This window comes from Streptomyces marincola (assembly GCF_020410765.1).
Taxonomy (GTDB): Bacteria; Actinomycetota; Actinomycetes; order Streptomycetales; family Streptomycetaceae; genus Streptomyces; species Streptomyces marincola.
This window is the reverse complement of record NZ_CP084541.1, coordinates 786,968-807,128: the sequence shown is the minus strand read 5'-3', so window position 1 is coordinate 807,128 and position 20,161 is coordinate 786,968. Positions and strand designations below refer to the sequence as shown.

Sequence of the window (20,161 nt, the reverse complement as noted above, 5' to 3'; positions counted from 1 at the left end):
GCCCGCTCACCCCTCCGCGCCGTCGGCGCGCCACACGCCCCGCGGCATGGCGACAGCGTTCTCCGGCAGCGGCTCGCGCGGCACGCAGAGCACCCCGCCCTCGACCCACGCCCGGAACCACCGGTAGCGCTCACCGGCCGGGGTGTACTCGATCGAGTGCAGCATCACGCCCAACTCCTCGGTGAACGCCGCGTCCGCGGGCTGACCGCTGTCAGGCCCGAACGACGCGGTGAACTCCCGGCACCCCAGGTACGGCTGCGAGAAGCAGGCCCCGCGCTCCACACGCCGCCGCAGCTGCTCCCGGTACTTCTCCTCCGTCGCCGGCGGGTGCCCCTCGCCGCCCGCGCGCGCCGCCGCCGATACCTCCACCTGGGCGTGAATCCGATAGCGGACATCGGCCAGCGCCATCGTGCTGCGCTGATCCCTGTCCTCCTCCACGTCGTACCGCTGGGCAGGCACCTTCTGCATCGCCCTGACCCCGGCCGCACTCGCGATCGAGCGCACCTCGTTCCGCCGCATCAGGTGCCACCGGACGGGCCGCAGCACCTCGATCCGCCGAATGACGTACTGGAACTGAGGCTTCCAGAAGATCGCCTGCAACAGACCGTTGGCGGCCGAGGGCGTCATCACCTGGTAGCTCACGCGCTCGGACTTCAGCTCGGGCCGAGTGAAGCAGGCGAGATCCCCCCAGGTCTCCACGACGAGATCCGGGTACCTCCAGCCATCGTCACCACGGCCGTGCCGCCGCATCCCGGCGGTCGGGGCAGTCATGTCGTCCTCCAAGGAGGTTGTTGCGGTTGGTGTGCCGAAGTCATCGAGCACCGAGAAGTTGTACTTGTGGCTCTGTGAGCGGTGCGGCGGCCGACGCACAAACGTCCGAGGGCCTCAACTGGGCGACGAGAAGGAGAAAAAGAGCGAGACTTTGAACAGTACTCCGAGAGCTCCGTCCAATAGACCCACGACCACAGTGAAGGGAGAACCTCAAAGTGTGGCATGACTTTCTCGACTGGCCTTCGGTCGTTGTCCTCGTCGTTGTGCTCGTTGTGCGGCGTGTCCGCACACTGGCGGTGAACGTCACCTGCCGGTGATATGCGTGGCCTGCCGCGTCTATTCCAGCACGCGGCAGACTACGAGGCGCTCCGTCTCTGCCGCCGACGACGACAGGGTTGCGATCCTCGGCTTGATGTAGCAAGCCGCCATTTCCCCATGGGTAGATCAATGCTGCCATAGCCGCGCTTCGTCTTTGAGGGCCATCAGATTCAGACGAGGAACGCGCCGTGGTCCTCGGGCTCGTCGCGGTCAAGGCCACGGGCCTCGTCGTAGTGGCTGCGCCACTCCAACAGGTCGCCGGTGATGGGCACCGCGAAGCCGGCACGAACGGCCTCCTGCGCCTCATGCCGGGGGAGCGTGGCCGTGTGCGGCTGAAGGCGCCGCAGAACCTCCGGCCCGCACGGGTAGGGAGACCGCAACGTGGCAATGTCGCGTGCGATAGCGTCGCGTTCCTGCTCGCTCTTGGTCGGACGGATGACGACAACGGGAGTGGTGTGGTCGTTGTCGATCATCTGGAACTCGGCAGCGACCTTGGGAAAGTCCAGCGCCCTGCGGGCCTCCTGAATCAGTGCCCCGAATGGGCGACCGTCCGAACCCCGCGCCGTGTAGCGCTCCTCGTAATACCCACGGAGCGCCGCCAGGTCGTCAGGATCTCGGAGGTTAGGACCGAAGAAGCGGACGGTCGCATCAAGGGCGACCTGGTACGAGGCATCCTGGGGAACACCGCCCTCGGACGGCCGGAAGACCACGACCCGGCCCGTGTCCAGATTGCCGTCCCGGTTGCAGCGGCCGGCCGCCTGCTGAAGGGACTCCGCAGGCGCCATGGCCCGGTAGACGCATGGAAAGTCCACGTCGACACCGGCCTCGATGAGAGAGGTGGAGATGACGAACGTCGGCTGCCCGAGCGCCAGCCGACAGCGGATGTCGGCGATGACCTCGCGCCTGTGCTCGGCTGTCATCCGTGTGGACAGGTGCAGCACCCGCACCCCGCCGTCTCCCGTGTCCACGTCGGCACCCACCGCCCGCCCGACGGCTCGGTGCAGACGCGCGGCGTCCACCGTCGTGTTGACAACCGTCAGTACCTGCTGCTCCGGCTCGGCCACGATGGCTCCGGCCACATCCTCCCAGGTCAGGCCGTCGTCGAGCAGCCAGGAATACTCCACGCGCCGCAACTGCTCGAAAAGCCGCGCCACATCCTCGACCATCTCCAGCCGTGCGGACCCGCGCAGTTCGGGCAGCGCCCAGAACTCCGGTTGGGTGGCCGAGGCGAGAACGACCGACGCGCCGAAGTGATCGACCAGGCCGCGCAGCACGCTCAGGATGGGCGCCAACAGGCGGTCCGGCAGCGCCTGCACCTCGTCCAAAACGATGACGGACCCCGCCAGCCGGTGCAGTTTGCGCATGGCCGATGGACGATGCGCGAAGATCGATTGGAACAACTGCACGGTGGTCGTCACCACCATGGGCGCGTCCCAGTTCTCCGCCCCGAGACGTGCCCACTGTGCCGATCCCGCTTCGTCGTCGAGATCGACCGAACTGTGGTGCTCCAGCACCACCGGCCCGCCTTCTTCCCCATCCCGCGGGTCCAGCATTTTGCGGTACACCTGGGCGTTCTGCTCGGTGATGCTGACGTACGGAACGGCGACGATGACTCGCTGCAACGCATGCTCGGCGGCGTGTCGTAGCGCGAATCCAGCCGAGGCCAGCGTTTTGCCTCCACCGGTCGGCACATGCAGGACGTACATCCCCGGCGCCCGCGTCGCGGCGTCCAACACCTGCCGGTAGATGTCCGCTCGTACCTCATCCACGGCGGAAGGGGGGCGGGCGTCCAGGTAATCGGCGCGGCGTCGTTCGAACCGCTCGTACAACGCGGCCATATCGGCATCCGGGGCCACACGTACGGCGCTGCTGGAGAAATGCGCCGCAGTGTCGAGGAAGTCGGCGTCGACCAAGGTGCTGAACAGCATTCGTTCCAGCAGGTCCAGTTGCAGAGCCCCGTGCGGCCCGCGCAACCGGTCGAACCAGTCAGGCAGTCGCAGCGGCTTCGGCGGAATGATTTCCGGCACCACAGCGGAAACGGCCGCTACCGCCTCCCGAGCGGCCACGGCATCCGGCCCGCTACCCGCCAGACTCCGTACGACTTCGCGTACGCGGCCGTCGTCCGGCAGCCCGCCATGATGACCGAGAACCAGGGCGGCGAACGGCCGTGCGATGTACTTCGCCGCCAACCCAGCGCCCGCCTCCTTGTGCGGAACGCCGACCCGCTGCTTCTTGCCTCGGGCTTGTTCGTTCTCGACCGAGATGAGGCGGTGCTGCCAGCAACACCAGCCTTTGCCTACGTCGTGCACGAGGGCCAGGTACGCCGCGACATCTCCCGCGCCGAACACATTTCCGAACATGCGCGCCAGCGTGGCAGAACCCCGCAGGTGATCGGCCAATTCATGCCGCACCCCCGCGTCGTTCGCGCTGTGCGCATAAAGCACCCCACCAGTCACGCAGCCCCCACTCGACTCAGACGCGACGACCGTAAGGCATGCACATCGGTAGCGCGGCCGTTTTCGGCAAAGTCACGGGCGCCGTTACTGTCAGACTGATGCCATCTGGCCAGGGAGCAGGAGCGAGGTTCGGGACCCCAAGTGCACACACGACACGCGGATCGCACCGAAGGAGGATGTCCTTGTCATCCGCTTTCGTCCCGCGCTGGGCAGCGAAGAATCTCGCATCGCACGGTAAAAGCCCTGGTCAGAGGCCGTGGCAGCCGTCCCCCGGGACGGCCGAGGATCGCAACCCCGACCCTGCCGCCCGCCCCGGCGGCGGTGCCGCCGGGTGGCAGCCGTCCCCCGGGACGGCCGAGGATCGCAACCCGCGCAGAGGCAGATCGCGCAGGCTCAGGCGTCAGCGTGGCAGCCGTCCCCCGGGACGGCCGAGGATCGCAACCAGGGGCTCGGGTTGGACGCGGAGTCCATGCTGGCCGGTGGCAGCCGTCCCCCGGGACGGCCGAGGATCGCAACGCCGCCCTTCCACCAGCCGCGGATGTTGAGGGCGAGGGTGGCAGCCGTCCCCCGGGACGGCCGAGGATCGCAACTCCTGGGTGAACCGCGCCCCAATGCGCGCGGCTCGCAGGTGGCAGCCGTCCCCCGGGACGGCCGAGGATCGCAACCACCTACTGGTGGGACTGCGAGGACTGCGGCTCCCGGTGGCAGCCGTCCCCCGGGACGGCCGAGGATCGCAACGATCCGGCGACGCGGGAGATCCGCGCGGCCTTGAAGCGTGGCAGCCGTCCCCCGGGACGGCCGAGGATCGCAACCTCGCGGGCGGCATCACCCACTGCCCCAACTGGCAGCCGTGGCAGCCGTCCCCCGGGACGGCCGAGGATCGCAACACCGTGTCGCCGGGGTTGGTCAGGGAAGTGGGCCGCGTGGCAGCCGTCCCCCGGGACGGCCGAGGATCGCAACCTGCTCTGCGACCCGTGCGGCGGTGTCTGGGACTCCAGGTGGCGGCCGTCCCCCGGGACGGCCGAGGATCGCAACTTGATGTCGCCGTGCTCGATGTTGCGGATGGCGCCGGTGGCGGCCGTCCCCCGGGATGGCCGAGGATCGCAACCTCGGGGACAGGCCACCGGGTGCGCCACATCGGCAGGTGGCGGCCGTCCCCCGGGACGGCCGAGGATCGCAACGGTGATCGAGCTCGACTACCGAAGGCCGACGCTGCGCAGTGGCGGCCGTCCCCCGGGACGGCCGAGGATCGCAACAACCATTTCGACGGCCACGGCAGCTGGGCGCGCCCGGTGGCGGCCGTCCCCGGGGGGGCGAGGAGGGGGTGACGCGATGTCGGCCTTCGACGATCGAGCTCGGGAAGGCCGACGCTGCGCGCTATTTGGAGCTGCTGCTGGATGGGCTGGCTTTGAGAGAGGTCACGAAGCCGGTCCATGCGTGTTCGGGGAAGACGACTGTCGCTTCGTCGGGTGCCTTGGAGTCCCGCACGGCCATGGCGCGTCCGGTCAGGCGCGCGCCCTGCACGCAGTCGCCGCCTTGGTCGTTGCTGTGGCGTGAGGTGAACCACTCCTCGGTCAAGCACGCGCCCTGGACGCACGCGCCGCCCTGGTCGTTGCTGTAGCTGGATGTGCGCCAGTTGGCACCGGCGAGGGCGCCGGGACCTCGAATGACCATGTCGTCACAGCTCCTTGATCGCTGTCTTGATCATACGCAGGGACTCCTGTGGCCCGGGAGCGAGCGCTTGGAGGTCGGTGAATGCGTCCGTGAACCGGGCGATGTCCGGTTCACGGCGGCCGACCCATGCGTCGGCCAGGCTTTCCAGGTAGACGATGGACTTGGGCGCCGCTCCTTCGGGGAAGTGCAGAACGAAAAAGCTGCCGTTCATCCCGGCATGCGCTCCGGCGCTGAACGGGACGACCTGTACTCGGACGTTCGGCAGTTCCTCGGCGACCTCGACGATGTGGGTGAGCTGTGCCCGCATGAGGTTGGGGCCGCCCACGTGGCGGCGCAGGACGGCCTCGTTGATGATCGCGGTGAGCCGCAAGGGCGAGTCCTTGCGTCGCAGCACTTCCTGCCGCGTCATCCGGACCGCGACCAGCCGGTCCACCTCCTCGGGGCTGAGCCCCTGGTGGGCGCGCTCGTGGATGACGCGGACGTAGTCCTCGGTCTGGAGCAGGCCCGGCACGAACTCGGGTTCGTAGTTGTGCAGCGCGGTCGCCGTTGCTTCGAGTCCGAGAAACGCCTTGAACACCGGCCTTATCGCCGGGCGGTACTCGGGTGACTGCCACCAGTCGCGGCGGGTCTTGGTGACCGCCGCGTAGCCGGTGAGGCGGGCGCGGGTCTCCTCGCCTGCCCCGTAGATCTCGCACAGGGCCATCACGTCGGCCTGCTCGACCGAGGAGTTCTCTCCGGTTTCCAGGCGGGTCAGCTTGGACGGGCTCCAGAGGAGCTTTCGGACGACCTGGCTGGCCTTGAGGCCGGCCGCGAGGCGCAACGAGCGTAGCTCGCTCCCCAGTTGCAACCGGCAGAGCGCCGGTGTGGCCGACTCGATGTCTGTGATCATCCGCAGTCCTCTCGGTCTCAGTGTGGCGGGGCGTGTTGCGCGTGCGCAAGCAACGTTCCGCGTCGGCAAGCAACGTTCCGCACGGGCGAGCAATGTTTCGCGCCGCGACGGCAGATGCCGCTTCGGAGCGAGCAACGCCCGTGCACCGCCGGAATGGTGCGCAGAAAGTTGATTGCAGAATTCCGGGGCGCGGGTCCCACCGTAGCGTTTCTGATGCCATTCTGGAGTCAGTTGCTCACCCTGCGCCATAGGGCGTGGTGATCGCGACCCGAGCGTCCCCCTGCGCTGACTCTCTCCGGAGGCCCCGATGACCATTTTGGAAAGGCAGGCCGTCAGGCCCGACATGTACGGCTGGGCCGTCGACGTACGGGCTTCCGATCTGGCTCAACGACGGAGAGCCGTCGTGGACATCCTCCAGTTGTGGGGGGCGCCGGATTCCGTCGTCGAGACGGCCAGGCTGGGCGTGTCCGAGTTGCTGACCAACGTGCTCGCGCACTCCGGTCGGGCGGACTGCTACCTGTTGGTCGCGCGGGTCGGCGGCCTGGTCGTGGTGCAGGTGTTCGATGCGTCGCCGTCGTTGCCGGTGCTCAGGGAGCCCGCGTCGGATGGGACGTGCGGGCGCGGGCTGTGGCTGCTGCGCGAGATGGCCGACGATTTCGGGTACGCGCGCACGTGGCTCGGGGTGGGGAAGGTGGTCTGGTTCGCCTGCGCGCTTGCCTCCCTTGACGGCTCGGCGTCGTGCGGTCGCGCCTGTTGAGGCCATCTTTCGCGGCATGGTCGGCCCGCCGGGCCGATGGCGTGCCGCATCTCGACTCCCGCCCCCGGCGAGCACGGTTCGATACCGGCTCTCCCACGAGTCACAGGCTCCCGGGGGCGGGTTCTATCGATACGCCCGGTCGTGGCCCGGGCGCGGAACGGAGAAGTGCATCGTGCGATTCGATACCTACTCGGCAAGCCGTCGGCTGTCCGGGCCGCTGCCCGGGTACGGGGGTGATGCGCCGGTGGCGACCGGAGTGCTGGTCGCGGTGGAGATCGATGCCGCCACCGTCCGGCGCGGTGATCAAGTGATGATTGGCGCACAGGCGTTCACCGTGCGTGACCTCTTGGCGCTGGCGGGCGGTGCCAAGCGGCTCGTCTTCGATTCGGGGGACTCGTTCGTCATGGGGTCGCGCACTGTTCTGTGGGCCGCTCGGCGGGTCGATCCGCGGCGCAGGGGGAGGGCGTAGCGCACGCGGCCGGGTGTGCGCCGGGTGTGCTGTCGGAGACGGCCGCGACCGCGATGGTGAGGATGCCGGGGTGTCGGGGGTGGTGGTCAGGGGGTGCCGGTGGCGCCTGTGGGGCAGGCTGAGCCGTCGGGGAAGGCATCGGCCACGAGGCCGGTGAGGCAGTCCACCGTTCGGGCCGCTTCCTCCTCGTCGTCCGTCGGCAGGGCGTCGCTCAGTACGGTCAGGACCAGCAACTGCTTGTCCACGACGTCGAGATACATCCGGGCCCTGCTCGGCACGAGCTGGGACGCCGGTCCGAAGTCGACCACGGTGACCGAGGGCTGAGGTGGGGTGCTTCCCGTGTCGTGCACGATGGTGGGCCAGCAGCGGCCTCCCTGCACGAGGGCGAGCGCGACCTCCTTGGCCTCCTCCTCGCTGGCGTATTCGAGCAGTGAGTAGGACGCCACCGATTCGTCCTCCGCCTCGTAGGGCGCGGTCCAGCCGGAGGCTTGGCCCGCTCCCTCGGCGATGTCGTCCCAGCCGCAGAACTTCCACCAGTCATCGGCCCTGCGGGCCACGTCCTCATCCCCGCTCAGCTGCCAGCGCAGCTCGGAGTGCCAGGGCAGCGTGTCGGCCGCTGGGAACGGTGGTTGGGTGGAGGCGGACGGCGGCGGGCTCGCCGCGGGCGGCGTCGGCGGTGCGGGCTCGGGGGCGGCCGGGGTGAACAGCCAGGTGCCGGCCGCCACCGCGGCCAGCGCCGCCACGCCGCCCGCCATCGCGGCCGCCCGGCGGTGGCGTGCCCGTCGCCGCTGCGCGCGGCGCTTGGCGTCGCCGGGGCCCGGCAGTACGACCGTGGCCCCGAGTTCGTGGGCGAACGTGTGCAGCCGCTCGTCCAACGGGTCGCTCATCGGGTCTCTCCCCTGGGTGTCCCTGGCATGCTGAACGACAGTCGGTGCGGCGCCCGTTCGTCGGTCAGCCGCTCGCGGAGGGTCCGCCGGGCCCGGCTCAGCCGGGTGCGGACGGCGGGTTCCGACACACCGGTCTCCTGGGCGACCTGGGCGACGGGCAGGTCGAGTACATGGTGCAGCACGACCGCGACCCGCTGGTCGCGGGGGAGTTCGCGCAGTGCGGCGACCAGCGCCACGTGGTCGGGCGCCGCGGAGGGTACGGCGGGCGGCGGGCCGTGGCGCAGGTGTGCGCGCAGGCGGTTGCGGGTCTTGCGCCAGGTGCTGACGGCCAGCCGCAGCGCGACGGTCCGCACCCACGGCGTGGGGTCGCCCTCGGCGGTCAGCCGGTCCCAGCGCTGCCAGGCCCGCGCGTACGCCTCCTGCACCGCGTCCTCGGCGTCCCCGAGGTCGCCGGTCAGCGCGTAGATCGCGGTCACCAGCCGCCGGGCGGTGGCGGCGTAGAAGGTCTCGTAGTCCTGCCAGGCGCCGTTCCCGCTCATCGCGCGCCGCCCGGCAGCCGTCTGCGCAGCGCGGCGATGAGGCCGGTGACCTCGGTCAGCCGCAGTGGCCCCGCCAGCGACACCACGGAGGCGGCCAGCAGGGCGGTGCCGATCGCGAGGCCGGCGGCGTCGCCCGCCAGGCCGGGGCCGAGCGTTTCGCCGCACCAGCGGGCGGCGGACCAGCCGGCCAGCGTTCCGGGCAGCGCGGCGGCCAGGGCCCGCAGGTGGGTGCCTGCCGTGGCGGGCCAGCGGCCGATCGCCGCGCGCAGCGCCCACGTGGTGCACAGCAGGCCCACCACGCAGGCCACGGCGTAGGCGCCGGCCATCCCGGCCACCGCCCAGCGGGCGGGCAGCAGCGCGTAGGCGGCCAGCACGAGGGCGGCCTGGGTCGCGGCGGTGACCAGGTTGAGCAGGAACGGGGTCCGCGTGTCGCCCAGTGCGTAGAACGCGCGGGACAGCAGGTACTGGGCGGCGAACGCCGGCAGCCCCGGCGCGAAGGCCACCAGGACCCAGGCCAGCACGCGGACGTCGGCCTCCCCGGTCCTGCCGTGCTGGAAGACCACGCCCATCACCTGCGGCGCGAGCGCCACGAACACCAGTGCCGCCGGCATCAGGGCGACGGCGTTGCGCCGCAGTCCCCACGCCAGGTCCCGGCCCACCGCCGCCGGGTCGCCGCGCCCCGCGGCGCTCATGCGGGGCAGCAGCGCGGTCGCGAGCGACACCGTGACGATGCCCTGCGGCACCATCCACAGCGTGTACGCGTTCGTGTAGGCGGCGAACCCGGCGCCCGCCGCCGCGCCCTCGGCCGCCGCCCGCACCCCGGCCGAGGTGGCGAGGCTGGTCACCAGCCAGAACGTCAGCTGGTTCACGGCCACCAGCAGGATCGTCCAGCCCGCCGCGCGCAGCGGTGCGCGCAGTTCGGCGCCCACCAGGTCGAGGCGCAGGCGGGGCCTGAGTCCGGCCGCGCGCAGGGCCGGCAGGAGCACGCCGGCCTGCACCGCGACGCCCGCCGTCGAGCCGAGGCCGAGCAGCAGCGCCTGCCCTTCGGTGACCTGTCCGGCCTCCATGGCCTGCCCCGCCACCGCGAGGTAGAGGCCGAAGACCGCGATCACGACGAGGTTGTTGAGCACCGGTGCCCAGGTCATCGCGCCGAACCTGCCGTGCGCGGTGAGTGCCTGGCTCAGCAGCGCGAACAGGCCGTAGGCCAGGATCTGCGGCAGGCAGTACCGCGCGAGTGCGATGGTCAGGTCGCGCTGCGCGCCGTCGAAGTCGGGGGCGTAGGCGGCCACCAGCCAGGGTGCGGCGAGCACGGCCGCCGTGCTGAGCAGCAGCAGCGCGCCCGCGCAGAGGGTGAGCAGCCGGCCCAGGTGCGCCGTGCCGCCGTCCGCGTGCTCCCGTGCCGCGCGCACCAGTTCCGGTACGACGACGGCGTTGAGCGCGCCGCCGAGGAGCAGGAAGTACACGATGTTCGGCACCGTGTTGGCGATCTGGTAGGCGTCGCCGAGCAGCGCCGTGCCCAGGGCCGCGACCACCACGGCGCTGCGCACGAAGCCGGTGGCGCGCGAGACGAGCGATCCGGCGGCCATGATCGCGCTGCCCCGGCCGGGTGAGGACGCGCCCGGTGCCTGCGCGCGTCGCGCGTGCCGGGGACCGCTGGTCAACTGCTTCACGAGCATCGGAGTTTGCCCTGGTCAGGGGCTTGAGGGAAGGCGCGGAGGCTGTCGGGAATCTCATGGTCACCTTTTGCCGGGCCCGGGCGTGCAGCAGGAGAACGGGCCCGTCCGGGACCGTGGCCGGGCCCGCCCGGCAGCCGTTGTGGAGGGAAGTGTCCCGTGCCGACCGCAGTCATGATCCCAGCCGGAGTGCAGGCGCCCGAGGAGAAGACCCGTGCCGCTCCCGAGGTGGTGCGGCTGACCGCCGCCGAGCATCTGGCGTTCCTCAGGGAGGGTGCGGCGGGGGCCGGTCCCTGCCCCGGCCGGGTGAGTTTCCTGCAAACGCCGGCGTGGGCCGGGGTGAAGCAGGGCTGGACGGGCGAGAGCCTCGGCTGGCGGGACGCCGCCGGCCGGCTGCGGGGGGCCGCGCTGGTGCTGTACCGCCAACTGCCCGGGAGTCGCAGGTCGTTCGCCTATCTGCCGGAGGGCCCGGTGATCGACTGGGCCGCGCCCGACCTCGGCGGCCTGCTGGCGCCGCTGCTCGACCATCTGCGCGGCGCGGGCGCGTTCGCCGTGCGGATGGGGCCGCCGCTGGCCTACCGCCGCTGGTCGGCCAGGTCGTTGAAGGCGGCGACGGGGCCTGGCCGGCGGGTGGGCGATCTGCTGCCGGATCTTGTCGAGCCGCTGGGCGCGGCGGTCGCCGACCGGTTGCGCGAGGCCGGGTGGCGGCGCTGCGGCGAGGAGGACGCGGGGGGCGCGCGGGACGCGCAGCCCCGGCTGGTGTTCGAAGTGCCGCTGGCCGGGCGTTCGGTGGACGACCTGTGGTCGGGTCTGAACCAGGAGTGGCGGCGCAACGTGAAGCGCGCCGCGAAGGCGGGGGTCTCGGCCCGGCTCTCCGACCGGTCGGAACTGCCGCTGTTCCACGACCTGCTGGGGGTCACGGAGCGCCGCGACGGCTTCCGCCTGGGGCGTTCCCTTGAGTACTACCAGCGGCAGTTCGCCGTGCTCAACGAGCAGCAGCCGGGTTCCATGCGGTTGTACACGGCCGTCTACGCGGGCCAGGTGCTGGCCGCGCACACGCTGCTGCGTTCTCCTGACGGCGCCAGGGCCTGGTACCAGACCGGTGCCTCGGCCGACCACCTGCGCGAGGTGCGGCCGAGCAACGCCCTGCAATGGCGGATGATCAACGACGCCCACCAGGAGGGCGCGGCCGTCTACGACATGCGGGGGGTGCCGGACACCCTGGACCCGGGGGAGCGTCCGTTCGGGCTGCTGCGCTGGAAGCTGGGCACCGGGGGCGAGGCGGTCGAGATGCTCGGCGAGTGGGAGTTGACCTTGAGCGGTGCGGTCAACCGGACCCTGCACCGCGCCATGCAGACCTATCTCGCCCGTCGCTGAACGTCCTGGGCCCTGGGGCGTGGGTCGTGGGTCGTGGGTCCCGGGGTGGGGGCGGTGGGGCGGGTGCGTTGCCAGGGGTAAAGATAAGTGATAATCATTTTCATTAGTCACGGCCTCCCGCGTTCCTCCCCGCGCGGGGCCGTGCGCGTCGTCGCGCTGCCCGCTGCCTCGCCGCCCCCTGCTCCGTACCTGAAGGACACCACTGTGAGATCTCCCGACCGCCGCGCCTTCCTCGGACTCGGCGCCCTGACCGCCGCCGGAATAGCCGGGTTCCTGACCGGCTGCTCCTCCTCCTCGTCCTCCTCGTCGCAGGACGGAGAGGGCGGGGAGGGAGGTGATGGCGGGACGCTGCGCGCGGCCTTCGCCGGGGGCGGGTCGAGCGAGACCCTCAACTACCTCCTCGGCCCGACCGCGTTGGACTTCGTCCGGGCCCGCCTGGTGCACGGCGCGCTCGGCGCCATCGACGCCGGGCAGCCGGACGGCGTCCGCTACGGCGTGCTGGAGTCGATCGAGATCAGCGACGACCTGGCCACCTACACCCTGCGCCTGCGCGACGCCGTCGCCTTCACCGACGGCTCGCCGGTCACCGCCGCCGACCTGCTGTACTCGCTGCGCGCGCCCGACGAGTTGGGCGGGCTGCCGTTCACGCGCCTGGCGGGGCGCAACTTCGACCTGGCCGCCGCCCGCGTCGTGGACGACCGCACGCTCGACCTGCCGACCCTGACGCCCATTGCCGACGGGCGGCTGCTGCTGTGCCAGAGCATGCTGGTCGTCAAGGAGGGCGTGACCGAGTTCACCCCGCAGACGCCGTCCTGCGGGCCGTTCGTCATCGAGGCGTTCGAGCCGGGCCGGCAGACGGTGCTGCGCCGCAACCCCGACTGGTTCGGCCCGGCCATCGGCGAGGAGGTCTCCCTTTCCGAGATCCACCTGCTGTCCATCGGTGACCCCGAGGCCCGGGTGAACGCGCTGCGCGGCGGGCAGGCCGAGTTCGTCAGCGGCGTCTCGCCGGCCACCGCGCGCACGCTCGCGGACGCCGAGGGGGTCGCCGTCACGGCGGGCGAGCCGCCGTACGTGTCGAACCTGCGGTTCGTCATGAACCTCGCGCACCCGCCGTTCCAGGACGAGCGCGTGCGCCGCGCGTTCCGGCTGGCGATCGACCGGCAGGCCATCGTCGACACCGTCTACTTCGGCCGGGCGCACCTCGGCAACGACGTGCCCGCGCTCGGCTTCCCCGGCTACCACGCGGAACTTGAGCAGCGGGCCCACGACCCGGAGGCGGCCGAGGCGCTGCTGCGCGAGGCCGGGCACGCGGGCATGGCGATCGAGCTGACGGCGGGCCCCGAGCTGACCGGCATGGTCGAGACGGCCACGCTGATGGTGGAGCACCTGCGGGCGATCGGCGTGGACGCGACGCTCAACGAGCTGCCCGCCGGGCAGCTGTTCGCGGACTACGAGGCGTACCAGCGGCTGCCGTTCGCCGCCGGGTACAACCCGCCGGCGCCGTTCGAGCCCAATCACACGCCGGGGAACTTCCCCGACATCGACGAGCTGGTGGTCACCGCCCGCAGCGCGACGGCCGAGGCCGACAGGACGGCGGCCTCGCGCGAGGCGCAGCGCCTGCTGTGGGAGCGGGGCAACGAGATCATCCCGGTGTTCGTGCCCACGGTCGACGCCCACGCGGACGGTGTGGGCGGCGTGCGGCACCTCCAGTTCCCCGATCTGTCCCTCGCCACGCTCGACCCGGCGTGACCTGGCGCGATGTGGCGCTGCGCGGCCTGGTGGCCGCCGGCACGCTGCTGGTGCTCTCGGCGGTGATCTTCTTCTCCACGGACGTGCTGCCGGGGGACGCGGCCGGGATCATCGCCGGCCAGGACGCCACGGAACGCGAGCGGGCCGAGATCCGCGAACGCCTCGGCCTCGACCGCCCGGCCGTCGTCCGCTACCTGGAGTGGCTGGGCGACGCGGCCACCGGCGACCTCGGGCGGTCCGCCGCCGCCGGGCGGCCGGTCGCGGAGGTGCTGGCGGAACGGCTGGGCAACTCGGTGCTGCTGGTCGCGCTCGCGGCGGCGGTCGTCGCGGTGCCCGCGCTCGTGCTCGGGCTCGCCGCCGGGCTGCGGGCCGGCCGGCCGCTGGACCGGGCGCTGTCGTCGCTGACCGTGGTGCTGCTCGCGCTGCCGGAGTTCCTGCTGGCCACGGGGCTCGTGGTGCTGCTGGCCCAGCACTGGTCGCTGTTCCCCGCCGTGTCGATGGTGCCGGCGGGCGACGCGCCCTGGCAGCACCCGGACCTGCTGGTGCTGCCGGTGGCGAGCCTGGTGCTCGGCGGCCTCGGCGTGGCGACGCGGCTGGTGCGGGCCGCCGCGGCGAGCGCCGCGGAGCATCCGGCGGTGGAACAGGCCAGGCTGGACGGCGAGTCGGGCGCGCGGCTCGCGTGGTCGTATGTGCTGCCCGCGGCGGCCGGGCCCGCGCTCCAGGGCTTCACCGTGATGGTCGCGGGGCTGCTGGGCGGCAGCCTGGTCGTCGAGACGCTGTTCGCCTACCCGGGCATCGGGCACGAGGTGGCGCAGGCCGTGACCTACCGGGACACCGCGATGGTGCAGGGCCTGGGCCTCGCCCTGGCCGGGGCCGTGCTGCTGGTGCTCCTGGCGGGCGATGTGCTGGCGCGGGCGCTCGACCCGCGGTCCCGGCCGGCCCGGCGGGGAGGTGGGGCCGCGTGACGCGTACCGTGCTGCGCTGCCTGCCCCTGGCGGCCGTCGTGCTGACGGCGGTGTTCGCGCTGGCCGGGCCCTGGCTGCCGGTGCACTCGCCCACGGCGCAGGTGGGCGCGCCGTTCGAACCGGCGAGCTGGGAACACCCGTTGGGCACCGACTTCCTGGGGCGCGACGCGCTGGCCAGGACCGTGCACGGCGGCCGGTCGCTCGTGCTCCAGGCGCTGGCGGCCACGGCCCTTGGCAGCGTGGTCGGCCTGCTGGCCGGGACGTTCGCCGGGCTCGCCGGGCGCGGACCCGCGACCGGCGCGCTGCGCGTGGTGGACGGCCTCGCGGCCGTGCCGCCGCTGCTGGTGATGCTGCTGATCGCCGCCGGGCGGCCGGGCAGCGAGGCGGCCGTGTTCGCGGCCGTCACCGTCGTGAGCCTGCCGTTCTCGGTGCGGGTCGTCAGCGAGGCCACCAGGCGGCTGGCCGGCCTGTCCTACGTGCGCACCGCGCTGGCGCGCGGCGACAGCCGGTTCGCCGTGATCCGGCACGACATCCTGCCCAACATCGTGCGCGAGGCGTGGGCCGAGGCCGGTATCCGGTTCATCGCCGCGACCCAACTGTGCGCCACCGCCGGGTTCCTGGGGCTCGGCGCGCCCGCGCCGGCCGCCAACTGGGGCCGCCTGGTGCGGGAGAACGCCGCCGGGGCCGTCGCCAACCCCTGGCCGGTGCTGGCCCCGGCCGCGCTGCTCGTGGTGCTCGCGCTGGGGGCGACCCTGGCCGCCGACCGGCTGACGTCCCCGGGCGGCCACCCGCGAGGAGAACGGAGCGTGGTGACATGACGCTGGTCGAGGTCTCGGAGTTGAGCCTGGCGGCCGGGGGCCGCCCGGTGCTCTCCGGGTGCTCGCTGACGCTGCGCGCGGGGGAGCGGGTCGGCCTGGTCGGCCGTTCAGGATCGGGCAAGACGGCGCTCGCGCACGCGCTGCTCGGCCACACCCGCGCGGGTCTCGACCGCACCGGCGGAACGGTGCGGGTGGCCGGGATCGACCCGTTCTCGCGCGCGGGCGCGCGGCAGGTGCGCGGCCGGCTGGTCGCCTACCTGCCGCAGGACTGCGCCGCCACGCTGCCCGCCGAGCACCGGGTCGGCTGGGTGCTCGACCGCGCGGCCGGCCGGGCCGGGGTGCCGCGCGCGCGGCGCGCCGCCGAGCGCGCGCGGGCGCTTGAGCGGGTGCGGCTGCCCGCGGACCTGGCCCGTTCCTTTCCGCACCAGATCTCGGGCGGGCAGGCCCAACGGGTCGCGCTGGCCGCCGTGCTGGCCGCGGGGGCGCGGCTGATCGTGCTCGACGAGCCGACCAGCGGCCTCGATCCCGCCCTGGTGGACGACGTGGTGGAACTGCTGCGCACGGCGACGGGGGACGCCGCGCTGCTCGTCGTCAGCCACGACCCCGAGGTCGTGGACCGGCTCACGGAACGGCGGTTGACGATGGCGGGCGGCCGGCTCGCCGAGGGCACGGGGGCCGCGCCGGCCGCGGCCGGGCGGACAGTGGCTGCCGCGCCGCCGCGCGCCGCGCCGCCGGGGCCGCCGGTGCTGCTGGCGGAGGGCGTGACGGGTGGCCCAGGGCGGCCCGCGGTGCTCGCGGGCGCGGGGCTCAGCCTGGGCGCGGGCGAGTGCGTGGCCGTGCTCGGCGCCTCGGGCGCGGGCAAGACGACGCTGGCGCGGGCCCTGGCGGGCACCGCCGTTCCGGCGGGCGGGCGGTTGTGGCTCGGCGGGGACGAGCAGCCGTGGCCGGTGGCGCGCCGCACGCGGGCCGCGCGGCTGCTGGTCGCGCACGTCGACCAGGACAGCCGGGGCGCGCTCAACCCGCGCGAGCGGATCGGCACCGCCCTGGAACGGGCCCGCGCCGCCGCGCGCCGCGGCGGCGTCGACGCGCCGCCCGTCGCGGACCTGCTGGCGGGCGTCTCGCTGCCGGCGGGCGCCGCGCGCCGTTACCCGGGTGAACTCAGCGGCGGGGAGCGGCAGCGCGCGAACCTCGCGCGGGCCCTGGCCGCCGGACCCCGGGTGCTGCTGTGCGACGAGGTGACGGCCTCGCTCGACGGCGCGACCGAGGACGAAGTCCTCGACCTGCTGGGGCGCCTGCGCCGCGCGCACGGTCTCGCCGTCGTCCTGATCACCCACAGCCGCCGGGTCGCGTCCGGCGCGGACCGCTGCCTGGTGCTGAGGGACGGGCAGTTGGCCCCGGCCGGGCCGGGGCCAGGGGCGCCGTCCGCGACGACCGCGCCCGCCGCGCCCCCAGGACTGCCGTGCACGCCGTGACCGAGGACCTGACAGAACGTGAGAGAGGACCGCTGTGAGCTCGACTGTGCGTCTTGACGAACGCCTGACCGCGTACCGGGGGGACGCGGTGGCGGTGGCCGCCGCGCTGTGCGCCGGCTCCGGGGAGGCCCACCTGCTGTACGAGAACCGCGGCGCGGTGTGCTGGGCGGAGGGCGAGGCCGCGGTGGTCGAGGTCGGCTCAGGCGGCTGCTCGCTCGTCGTGGCGGGCGAGCGCCGCCGCCTCGACGCGGCGGGGGCGCCGCTCGCGGCGGTCGGCCGGGCCCTGGCCGAGGCGGGCGGCGAGGGGTGGCGGGCCTACGGGTGGGCGTCGTTCGGGCTGAGTTCCCTGCTGCTCGGCGGTCCGGCCGGCGAGGAGCCGGTGCTGCGGATGGTGCTGCCGAAGCGGGAGATACGGTTCGGCGACGGCAGCGCCCTGCTGCGGGCCCGCGACCCGCGCGAACTGGACGCGCTGGCCGGCCGCCTGGCCGCCGCCGCGGCCGGCGTTCCCGTGCCGGAGCGGCGGGTGGCGGCCGACGTGGACGGGCACGGCGCGGACGCCTACCGGGGCGCGGTCGCCGCCGCGGTGCGCGACATCCGCGCGGGCGCGCTGGACAAGGTGATCCTGTCCCGCGAGGTGCCCGTGCCCGAGGAGATCGACCTGCCGGCCACCTATCTGGCGGGCCGCGCGGGCAACAACCCGGCGCGTTCCTTCCTGCTGCGCATGGGAGGTTGGGAGGTCGCGGGGTTCAGTCCCGAGATCGTCACGCGGGTGACCGCGGCCCGCGAGGTCAGCACGCAGCCGCTGGCGGGCACCCGCGCGCTGACCGGGGACGCCGAGGCCGATCTGGCCAGGCACCGGGAGCTGTACCGGGACGCCAAGGAGGTGCACGAGCACGCCATGTCGGTGCGCCTGGCCGCGACGGAGCTGGGCGGCATCTGCCGGGAGGGAACGGTGCGCGTGGACGACTTCATGTCCGTGCGCGAGCGCGGCAGCGTGCAGCACCTGGCCTCGCGCCTGTCGGGGCGGCTGCGCGAGCAGGCCACGTGCTGGGACGCGCTGGCCGCGCAGTTCCCCGCGATCACCGCCTCCGGCATCCCGAAGGCGGCGGCCTGCGAGCGCATCGTCCGTTCCGAGGCGAACGGGCGCGGCCTGTACAGCGGCGCGGTGCTGACCGCGGACGCCGACGGCTCCCTCGACGCGGCGCTCGTGCTGCGCAGCGTCTTCAGGCGCGGCGGGCGGACGTGGCTGCGGGCGGGCGCCGGCATCGTCGCGCAGTCCGATCCCGAACGCGAACTGGAGGAGACCCGCGAGAAGTTGCGCAGCGTGTGCGGCTTCCTCGTGCCCGCGGCCCCGCCCGCGGCGCGGCCGGTCAGCCCTCGCGGAGCGTGATCGCTCCCGAGGGGCACCAGTCCACCGCGTCGCGCACGCCCTCCTGATCCGCGCCGGTGGGCTCCTGGGTGAGGACCAGGACGAGACCGTCGTTCTCGTCCTGGTCGAACACCTTCTCGGCGGCGAGCACGCACTGCCCCGCGCCCACGCAGATGTCGCGGTCGGCGAAGACCTGCACCGGATACTCCTCTCTCGCGGGAACGCGGCGGCCCCGCGGCCTCGTGCGGGGGAGGGGACCGGTCGGCCCGGGTGCGCGCGATCTCCCGCAGCGCCTTCTTGTCGGTCTTCCCCACGGCGGTCAACGGCATGTCGGCGATCGGGACGACCTCGGCCGGCGCCTTGTAGCCGGCGAGGCCGCGTTCGCGCAGGAAGCGGGCCAGTTCCCTGGCGTCCGGCGGCTGTTCGCCGTGCGGGACGACGAACGCGACCGGCCGCTCCCCGAGTTCGGCGTCGGGAACGGCCACGACCGCGACCGCGAGGATGCCGGGATGCGCCAGCAGGTGGCCTTCGACCTCGGTCGCGTCGATCTTCTCGCCGCCCCGGTTGATCTGGTCCTTCACGCGGCCGACGACGTTCAGATGCCCGCTGGGCAGCCGCCGCACGAGGTCACCGGTCCGGTAGAAGCCGTCGTCGGTGAAGTGGGCGGTGTTCTGCTCGGGTGCGCGGTAGTAGCCGCGCAGCGTGTAAGGCCCCCGGGTCAGCAGTTCTCCCACCTCGCCGTCGGGCACGTCCGCGCCGTCCGCGCCGACCACGCGGATTTCGTCCGCCGGGGAGACGGGCCGCCCCTGCGTCGAGCAGACGAGGTCGTCGGGGTCGTCGAGCCGGGTGAGGTTGAGCAGCCCCTCGGCCATCCCGAACACCTGCTGGAGCCGGCAGCCGAGCGCCGGGCCGACGCGCCTGGCCAGGTCGTCGGCGAGGCGGGCGGCGCCGACCTGCACCACGGCCAGGCTGGACAGGTCGGGGCGGCTGTCCTCGGCCTCCGCCAGCCAGTAGGGCACCAGGGGCGGGTTGATGGCGGTGAGGGTGACCCGTTCCCTGGCGATCAGCGCGAACGCGGTGGGCGGGCTGGGGTCGGGGGCGATGACCACCGTGCCGCCGGCGCCCAGGGTGCCGAGGATGCCGGGGCAGCTCATGGTGAAGTTGAACGCGACCGGCAGCACGGCGAGATACACCGTGTCCTCGTCCAGCCGGCACACCTCGGCGGCGGCGCGCGCGTTGTAGGCGTAGTCCTGGTGGGTGCGCGGGATGAGCTTGGGCGTGCCCGTGGTGCCGCCGGAGAGCAGCAGCAGCGCGAGGTCGCCGGGCGCGACGGGCGGCCCCGGGTCGGCCACCGGGGGCCGGGACGCGGTGCGCAGCGTCTCGTAGGCGACGAAGCCGGGCCGCCCGCCGGGGTCGCCGACGACGATCACGTGCCGCAGCGAGGGGTGCCGCTCCCGCACGCGCGCGGCCAGCTCCCGGTGGTCGAAGCGGGCGTGCCGGTCCGGTACGACGTAGCCGGCCGCCTCGGTGATCCGGGCCAGGTGGGCGATCTCGTGCTCGCGGTGGCCCGGCATGGCGTGCACCGGTACCGCGCCGAGCCGTTGCAGCGCGAACCAGGTCAGCACGAACTCGGCCCGGTTGGGCAGTTGCACGATGACGCGGTCGCCCCGGCGCAGCCCGAGCGCGTGGAACGACCGGTACAGCGCCTCGACTTCCGCCTCCATGGCCGCGTACGTCCAGCGGCGGTCGCCGTCGACGAGCGCGCAGGACGCGGGGCGCGAGGCGGCCTGACGGGCCGGGAGGTCGCCGAAGACCTCGTCGCGCCAGTACCCGGCGGCGCGGTAGTGCCGCGCGGCGTCCGCCGGTTGGCCGGCCGGATCCGGCGGGGCGGGCGCCGCCGCCGGGGTCGGGAACGTCTCCATGTTCTCCTCCGCATCATCCGCACATCTGGTGTCAGCAGCACCGAACGCCTAGGCTA

Annotated in this window: 16 protein-coding genes, 1 pseudogene and 1 CRISPR repeat array; of the genes and pseudogenes, 8 read left to right on the top strand and 9 right to left on the bottom strand. The window is 73.2% G+C overall.

What is annotated here, in order from left to right; translation table 11 throughout:
- Window positions 1-6: 6 nt before the first annotated feature.
- From cas5c to LC193_RS03360, 4 genes are all read right to left on the bottom strand, one after another.
- Entirely contained in the window at window positions 7-771 is a 765-nt protein-coding gene (gene cas5c / locus LC193_RS03375) for a type I-C CRISPR-associated protein Cas5c (protein WP_226071357.1), read from the bottom strand.
- A 488-nt stretch (window positions 772-1,259) separates the two neighbouring features.
- A complete protein-coding gene (locus LC193_RS03370; protein ID WP_226071355.1) occupies window positions 1,260-3,545 on the bottom strand; it encodes a CRISPR-associated endonuclease Cas3'' in 2,286 nt (761 codons plus the stop codon).
- Between the two features lie 256 nt (window positions 3,546-3,801).
- Window positions 3,802-4,801: direct repeats of the CRISPR family, unit length 37 nt; unit sequence GTGGCGGCCGTCCCCCGGGACGGCCGAGGATCGCAAC.
- A 121-nt stretch (window positions 4,802-4,922) separates the two neighbouring features.
- Entirely contained in the window at window positions 4,923-5,219 is a 297-nt protein-coding gene (locus tag LC193_RS03365) for a DUF397 domain-containing protein (RefSeq protein WP_226071353.1), read from the bottom strand.
- Window positions 5,220-5,223: 4 nt separating this feature from the next.
- Window positions 5,224-6,108 carry a helix-turn-helix domain-containing protein gene (locus LC193_RS03360; RefSeq protein ID WP_226071351.1) on the bottom strand — a complete coding sequence of 295 codons (885 nt, stop codon included), beginning with the start codon at window positions 6,106-6,108 and terminating at the stop codon, window positions 5,224-5,226.
- A gap of 307 nt (window positions 6,109-6,415) precedes the next feature.
- Here LC193_RS03360 and LC193_RS03355 point away from each other — a divergent pair, with 307 nt between their 5' ends.
- Both LC193_RS03355 and LC193_RS03350 read left to right on the top strand, forming a co-directional pair.
- Window positions 6,416-6,865 carry an ATP-binding protein gene (locus LC193_RS03355; RefSeq protein ID WP_226071342.1) on the top strand — a complete coding sequence of 150 codons (450 nt, stop codon included), beginning with the start codon at window positions 6,416-6,418 and terminating at the stop codon, window positions 6,863-6,865.
- A gap of 172 nt (window positions 6,866-7,037) precedes the next feature.
- Entirely contained in the window at window positions 7,038-7,334 is a 297-nt protein-coding gene (locus tag LC193_RS03350) for a hypothetical protein (RefSeq protein WP_226078918.1), read from the top strand.
- Between the two features lie 86 nt (window positions 7,335-7,420).
- Here the strand turns inward: LC193_RS03350 and LC193_RS03345 are convergent, their stop codons facing one another.
- Genes LC193_RS03345 through murJ form a run of 3 tightly spaced genes read right to left on the bottom strand, consistent with a single transcriptional unit; the run spans window position 7,421 to window position 10,436 of the window.
- The gene (locus LC193_RS03345; protein WP_226071340.1) at window positions 7,421-8,221 is read right to left on the bottom strand and encodes a hypothetical protein; all 801 of its coding nucleotides are present in this window, start codon (window positions 8,219-8,221) and stop codon (window positions 7,421-7,423) included.
- Window positions 8,218-8,760 (bottom strand): SigE family RNA polymerase sigma factor, encoded by a 543-nt coding sequence (locus tag LC193_RS03340; protein ID WP_226071338.1) that lies wholly within the window; start codon window positions 8,758-8,760, stop codon window positions 8,218-8,220. The genes LC193_RS03345 and LC193_RS03340 overlap by 4 nt, the downstream gene beginning before the upstream one ends.
- Window positions 8,757-10,436 (bottom strand): murein biosynthesis integral membrane protein MurJ, encoded by a 1,680-nt coding sequence (gene murJ / locus LC193_RS03335; RefSeq protein WP_450263607.1) that lies wholly within the window; start codon window positions 10,434-10,436, stop codon window positions 8,757-8,759. The genes LC193_RS03340 and murJ overlap by 4 nt, the downstream gene beginning before the upstream one ends.
- Before the next feature lie 171 nt (window positions 10,437-10,607).
- On the opposite strand from murJ, the gene LC193_RS03330 reads away from it, so the two are divergent.
- The 6 genes from LC193_RS03330 to LC193_RS03305 all read left to right on the top strand — a co-directional run bounded on the left by LC193_RS03330 (window position 10,608) and on the right by LC193_RS03305 (window position 18,204).
- On the top strand, window positions 10,608-11,810 hold the full coding sequence (locus tag LC193_RS03330) for a lipid II:glycine glycyltransferase FemX (RefSeq protein ID WP_404819511.1): 1,203 nt from the start codon (window positions 10,608-10,610) through the stop codon (window positions 11,808-11,810).
- A gap of 204 nt (window positions 11,811-12,014) precedes the next feature.
- The gene (locus LC193_RS03325) at window positions 12,015-13,559 is read left to right on the top strand and encodes an ABC transporter substrate-binding protein (protein WP_226071334.1); all 1,545 of its coding nucleotides are present in this window, start codon (window positions 12,015-12,017) and stop codon (window positions 13,557-13,559) included.
- A complete protein-coding gene (locus tag LC193_RS03320) occupies window positions 13,556-14,524 on the top strand; it encodes an ABC transporter permease (protein ID WP_226071332.1) in 969 nt (322 codons plus the stop codon). Before LC193_RS03325 ends, LC193_RS03320 begins: the two co-directional genes overlap by 4 nt.
- Window positions 14,521-15,342, top strand: a complete 822-nt coding sequence (locus tag LC193_RS03315; RefSeq protein WP_226071330.1) for an ABC transporter permease — start codon at window positions 14,521-14,523, stop codon at window positions 15,340-15,342. Before LC193_RS03320 ends, LC193_RS03315 begins: the two co-directional genes overlap by 4 nt.
- Window positions 15,339-16,814: an ABC transporter ATP-binding protein gene (locus tag LC193_RS03310; protein WP_226071328.1), complete on the top strand. Its 1,476-nt coding sequence runs from the start codon at window positions 15,339-15,341 to the stop codon at window positions 16,812-16,814. Before LC193_RS03315 ends, LC193_RS03310 begins: the two co-directional genes overlap by 4 nt.
- A 34-nt stretch (window positions 16,815-16,848) precedes the next feature.
- A complete protein-coding gene (locus LC193_RS03305; RefSeq protein ID WP_226071326.1) occupies window positions 16,849-18,204 on the top strand; it encodes a salicylate synthase in 1,356 nt (451 codons plus the stop codon).
- On the opposite strand, the gene LC193_RS03300 is transcribed toward LC193_RS03305, so the two are convergent.
- Entirely contained in the window at window positions 18,185-18,382 is a 198-nt protein-coding gene (locus LC193_RS03300; RefSeq protein WP_226071324.1) for a ferredoxin, read from the bottom strand. The two genes, LC193_RS03305 and LC193_RS03300, sit on opposite strands and share 20 nt — an antisense overlap.
- A gap of 70 nt (window positions 18,383-18,452) precedes the next feature.
- Window positions 18,453-20,105, bottom strand: a pseudogene (locus LC193_RS03295) ((2,3-dihydroxybenzoyl)adenylate synthase); the annotation flags it as partial.
- Between the last annotated feature and the right edge of the window lie 56 nt (window positions 20,106-20,161).

Excerpts from the sequence above, each read along its gene's own strand:
- cas5c (WP_226071357.1), bottom strand. The coding sequence starts at position 771 with ATGACTGCCCCGACCGCCGGGATGCGGCGGCACGGCCGTGGTGACGAT.
- LC193_RS03365 (WP_226071353.1), bottom strand. The coding sequence starts at position 5,219 with ATGGTCATTCGAGGTCCCGGCGCCCTCGCCGGTGCCAACTGGCGCACA.
- LC193_RS03360 (WP_226071351.1), bottom strand. The coding sequence starts at position 6,108 with ATGATCACAGACATCGAGTCGGCCACACCGGCGCTCTGCCGGTTGCAA.
- LC193_RS03355 (WP_226071342.1), top strand. The coding sequence starts at position 6,416 with ATGACCATTTTGGAAAGGCAGGCCGTCAGGCCCGACATGTACGGCTGG.
- LC193_RS03345 (WP_226071340.1), bottom strand. The coding sequence starts at position 8,221 with ATGAGCGACCCGTTGGACGAGCGGCTGCACACGTTCGCCCACGAACTC.
- LC193_RS03340 (WP_226071338.1), bottom strand. The coding sequence starts at position 8,760 with ATGAGCGGGAACGGCGCCTGGCAGGACTACGAGACCTTCTACGCCGCC.
- murJ (WP_450263607.1), bottom strand. The coding sequence starts at position 10,436 with ATGCTCGTGAAGCAGTTGACCAGCGGTCCCCGGCACGCGCGACGCGCG.
- LC193_RS03330 (WP_404819511.1), top strand. The coding sequence starts at position 10,608 with ATGATCCCAGCCGGAGTGCAGGCGCCCGAGGAGAAGACCCGTGCCGCT.
- LC193_RS03310 (WP_226071328.1), top strand. The coding sequence starts at position 15,339 with ATGACGCTGGTCGAGGTCTCGGAGTTGAGCCTGGCGGCCGGGGGCCGC.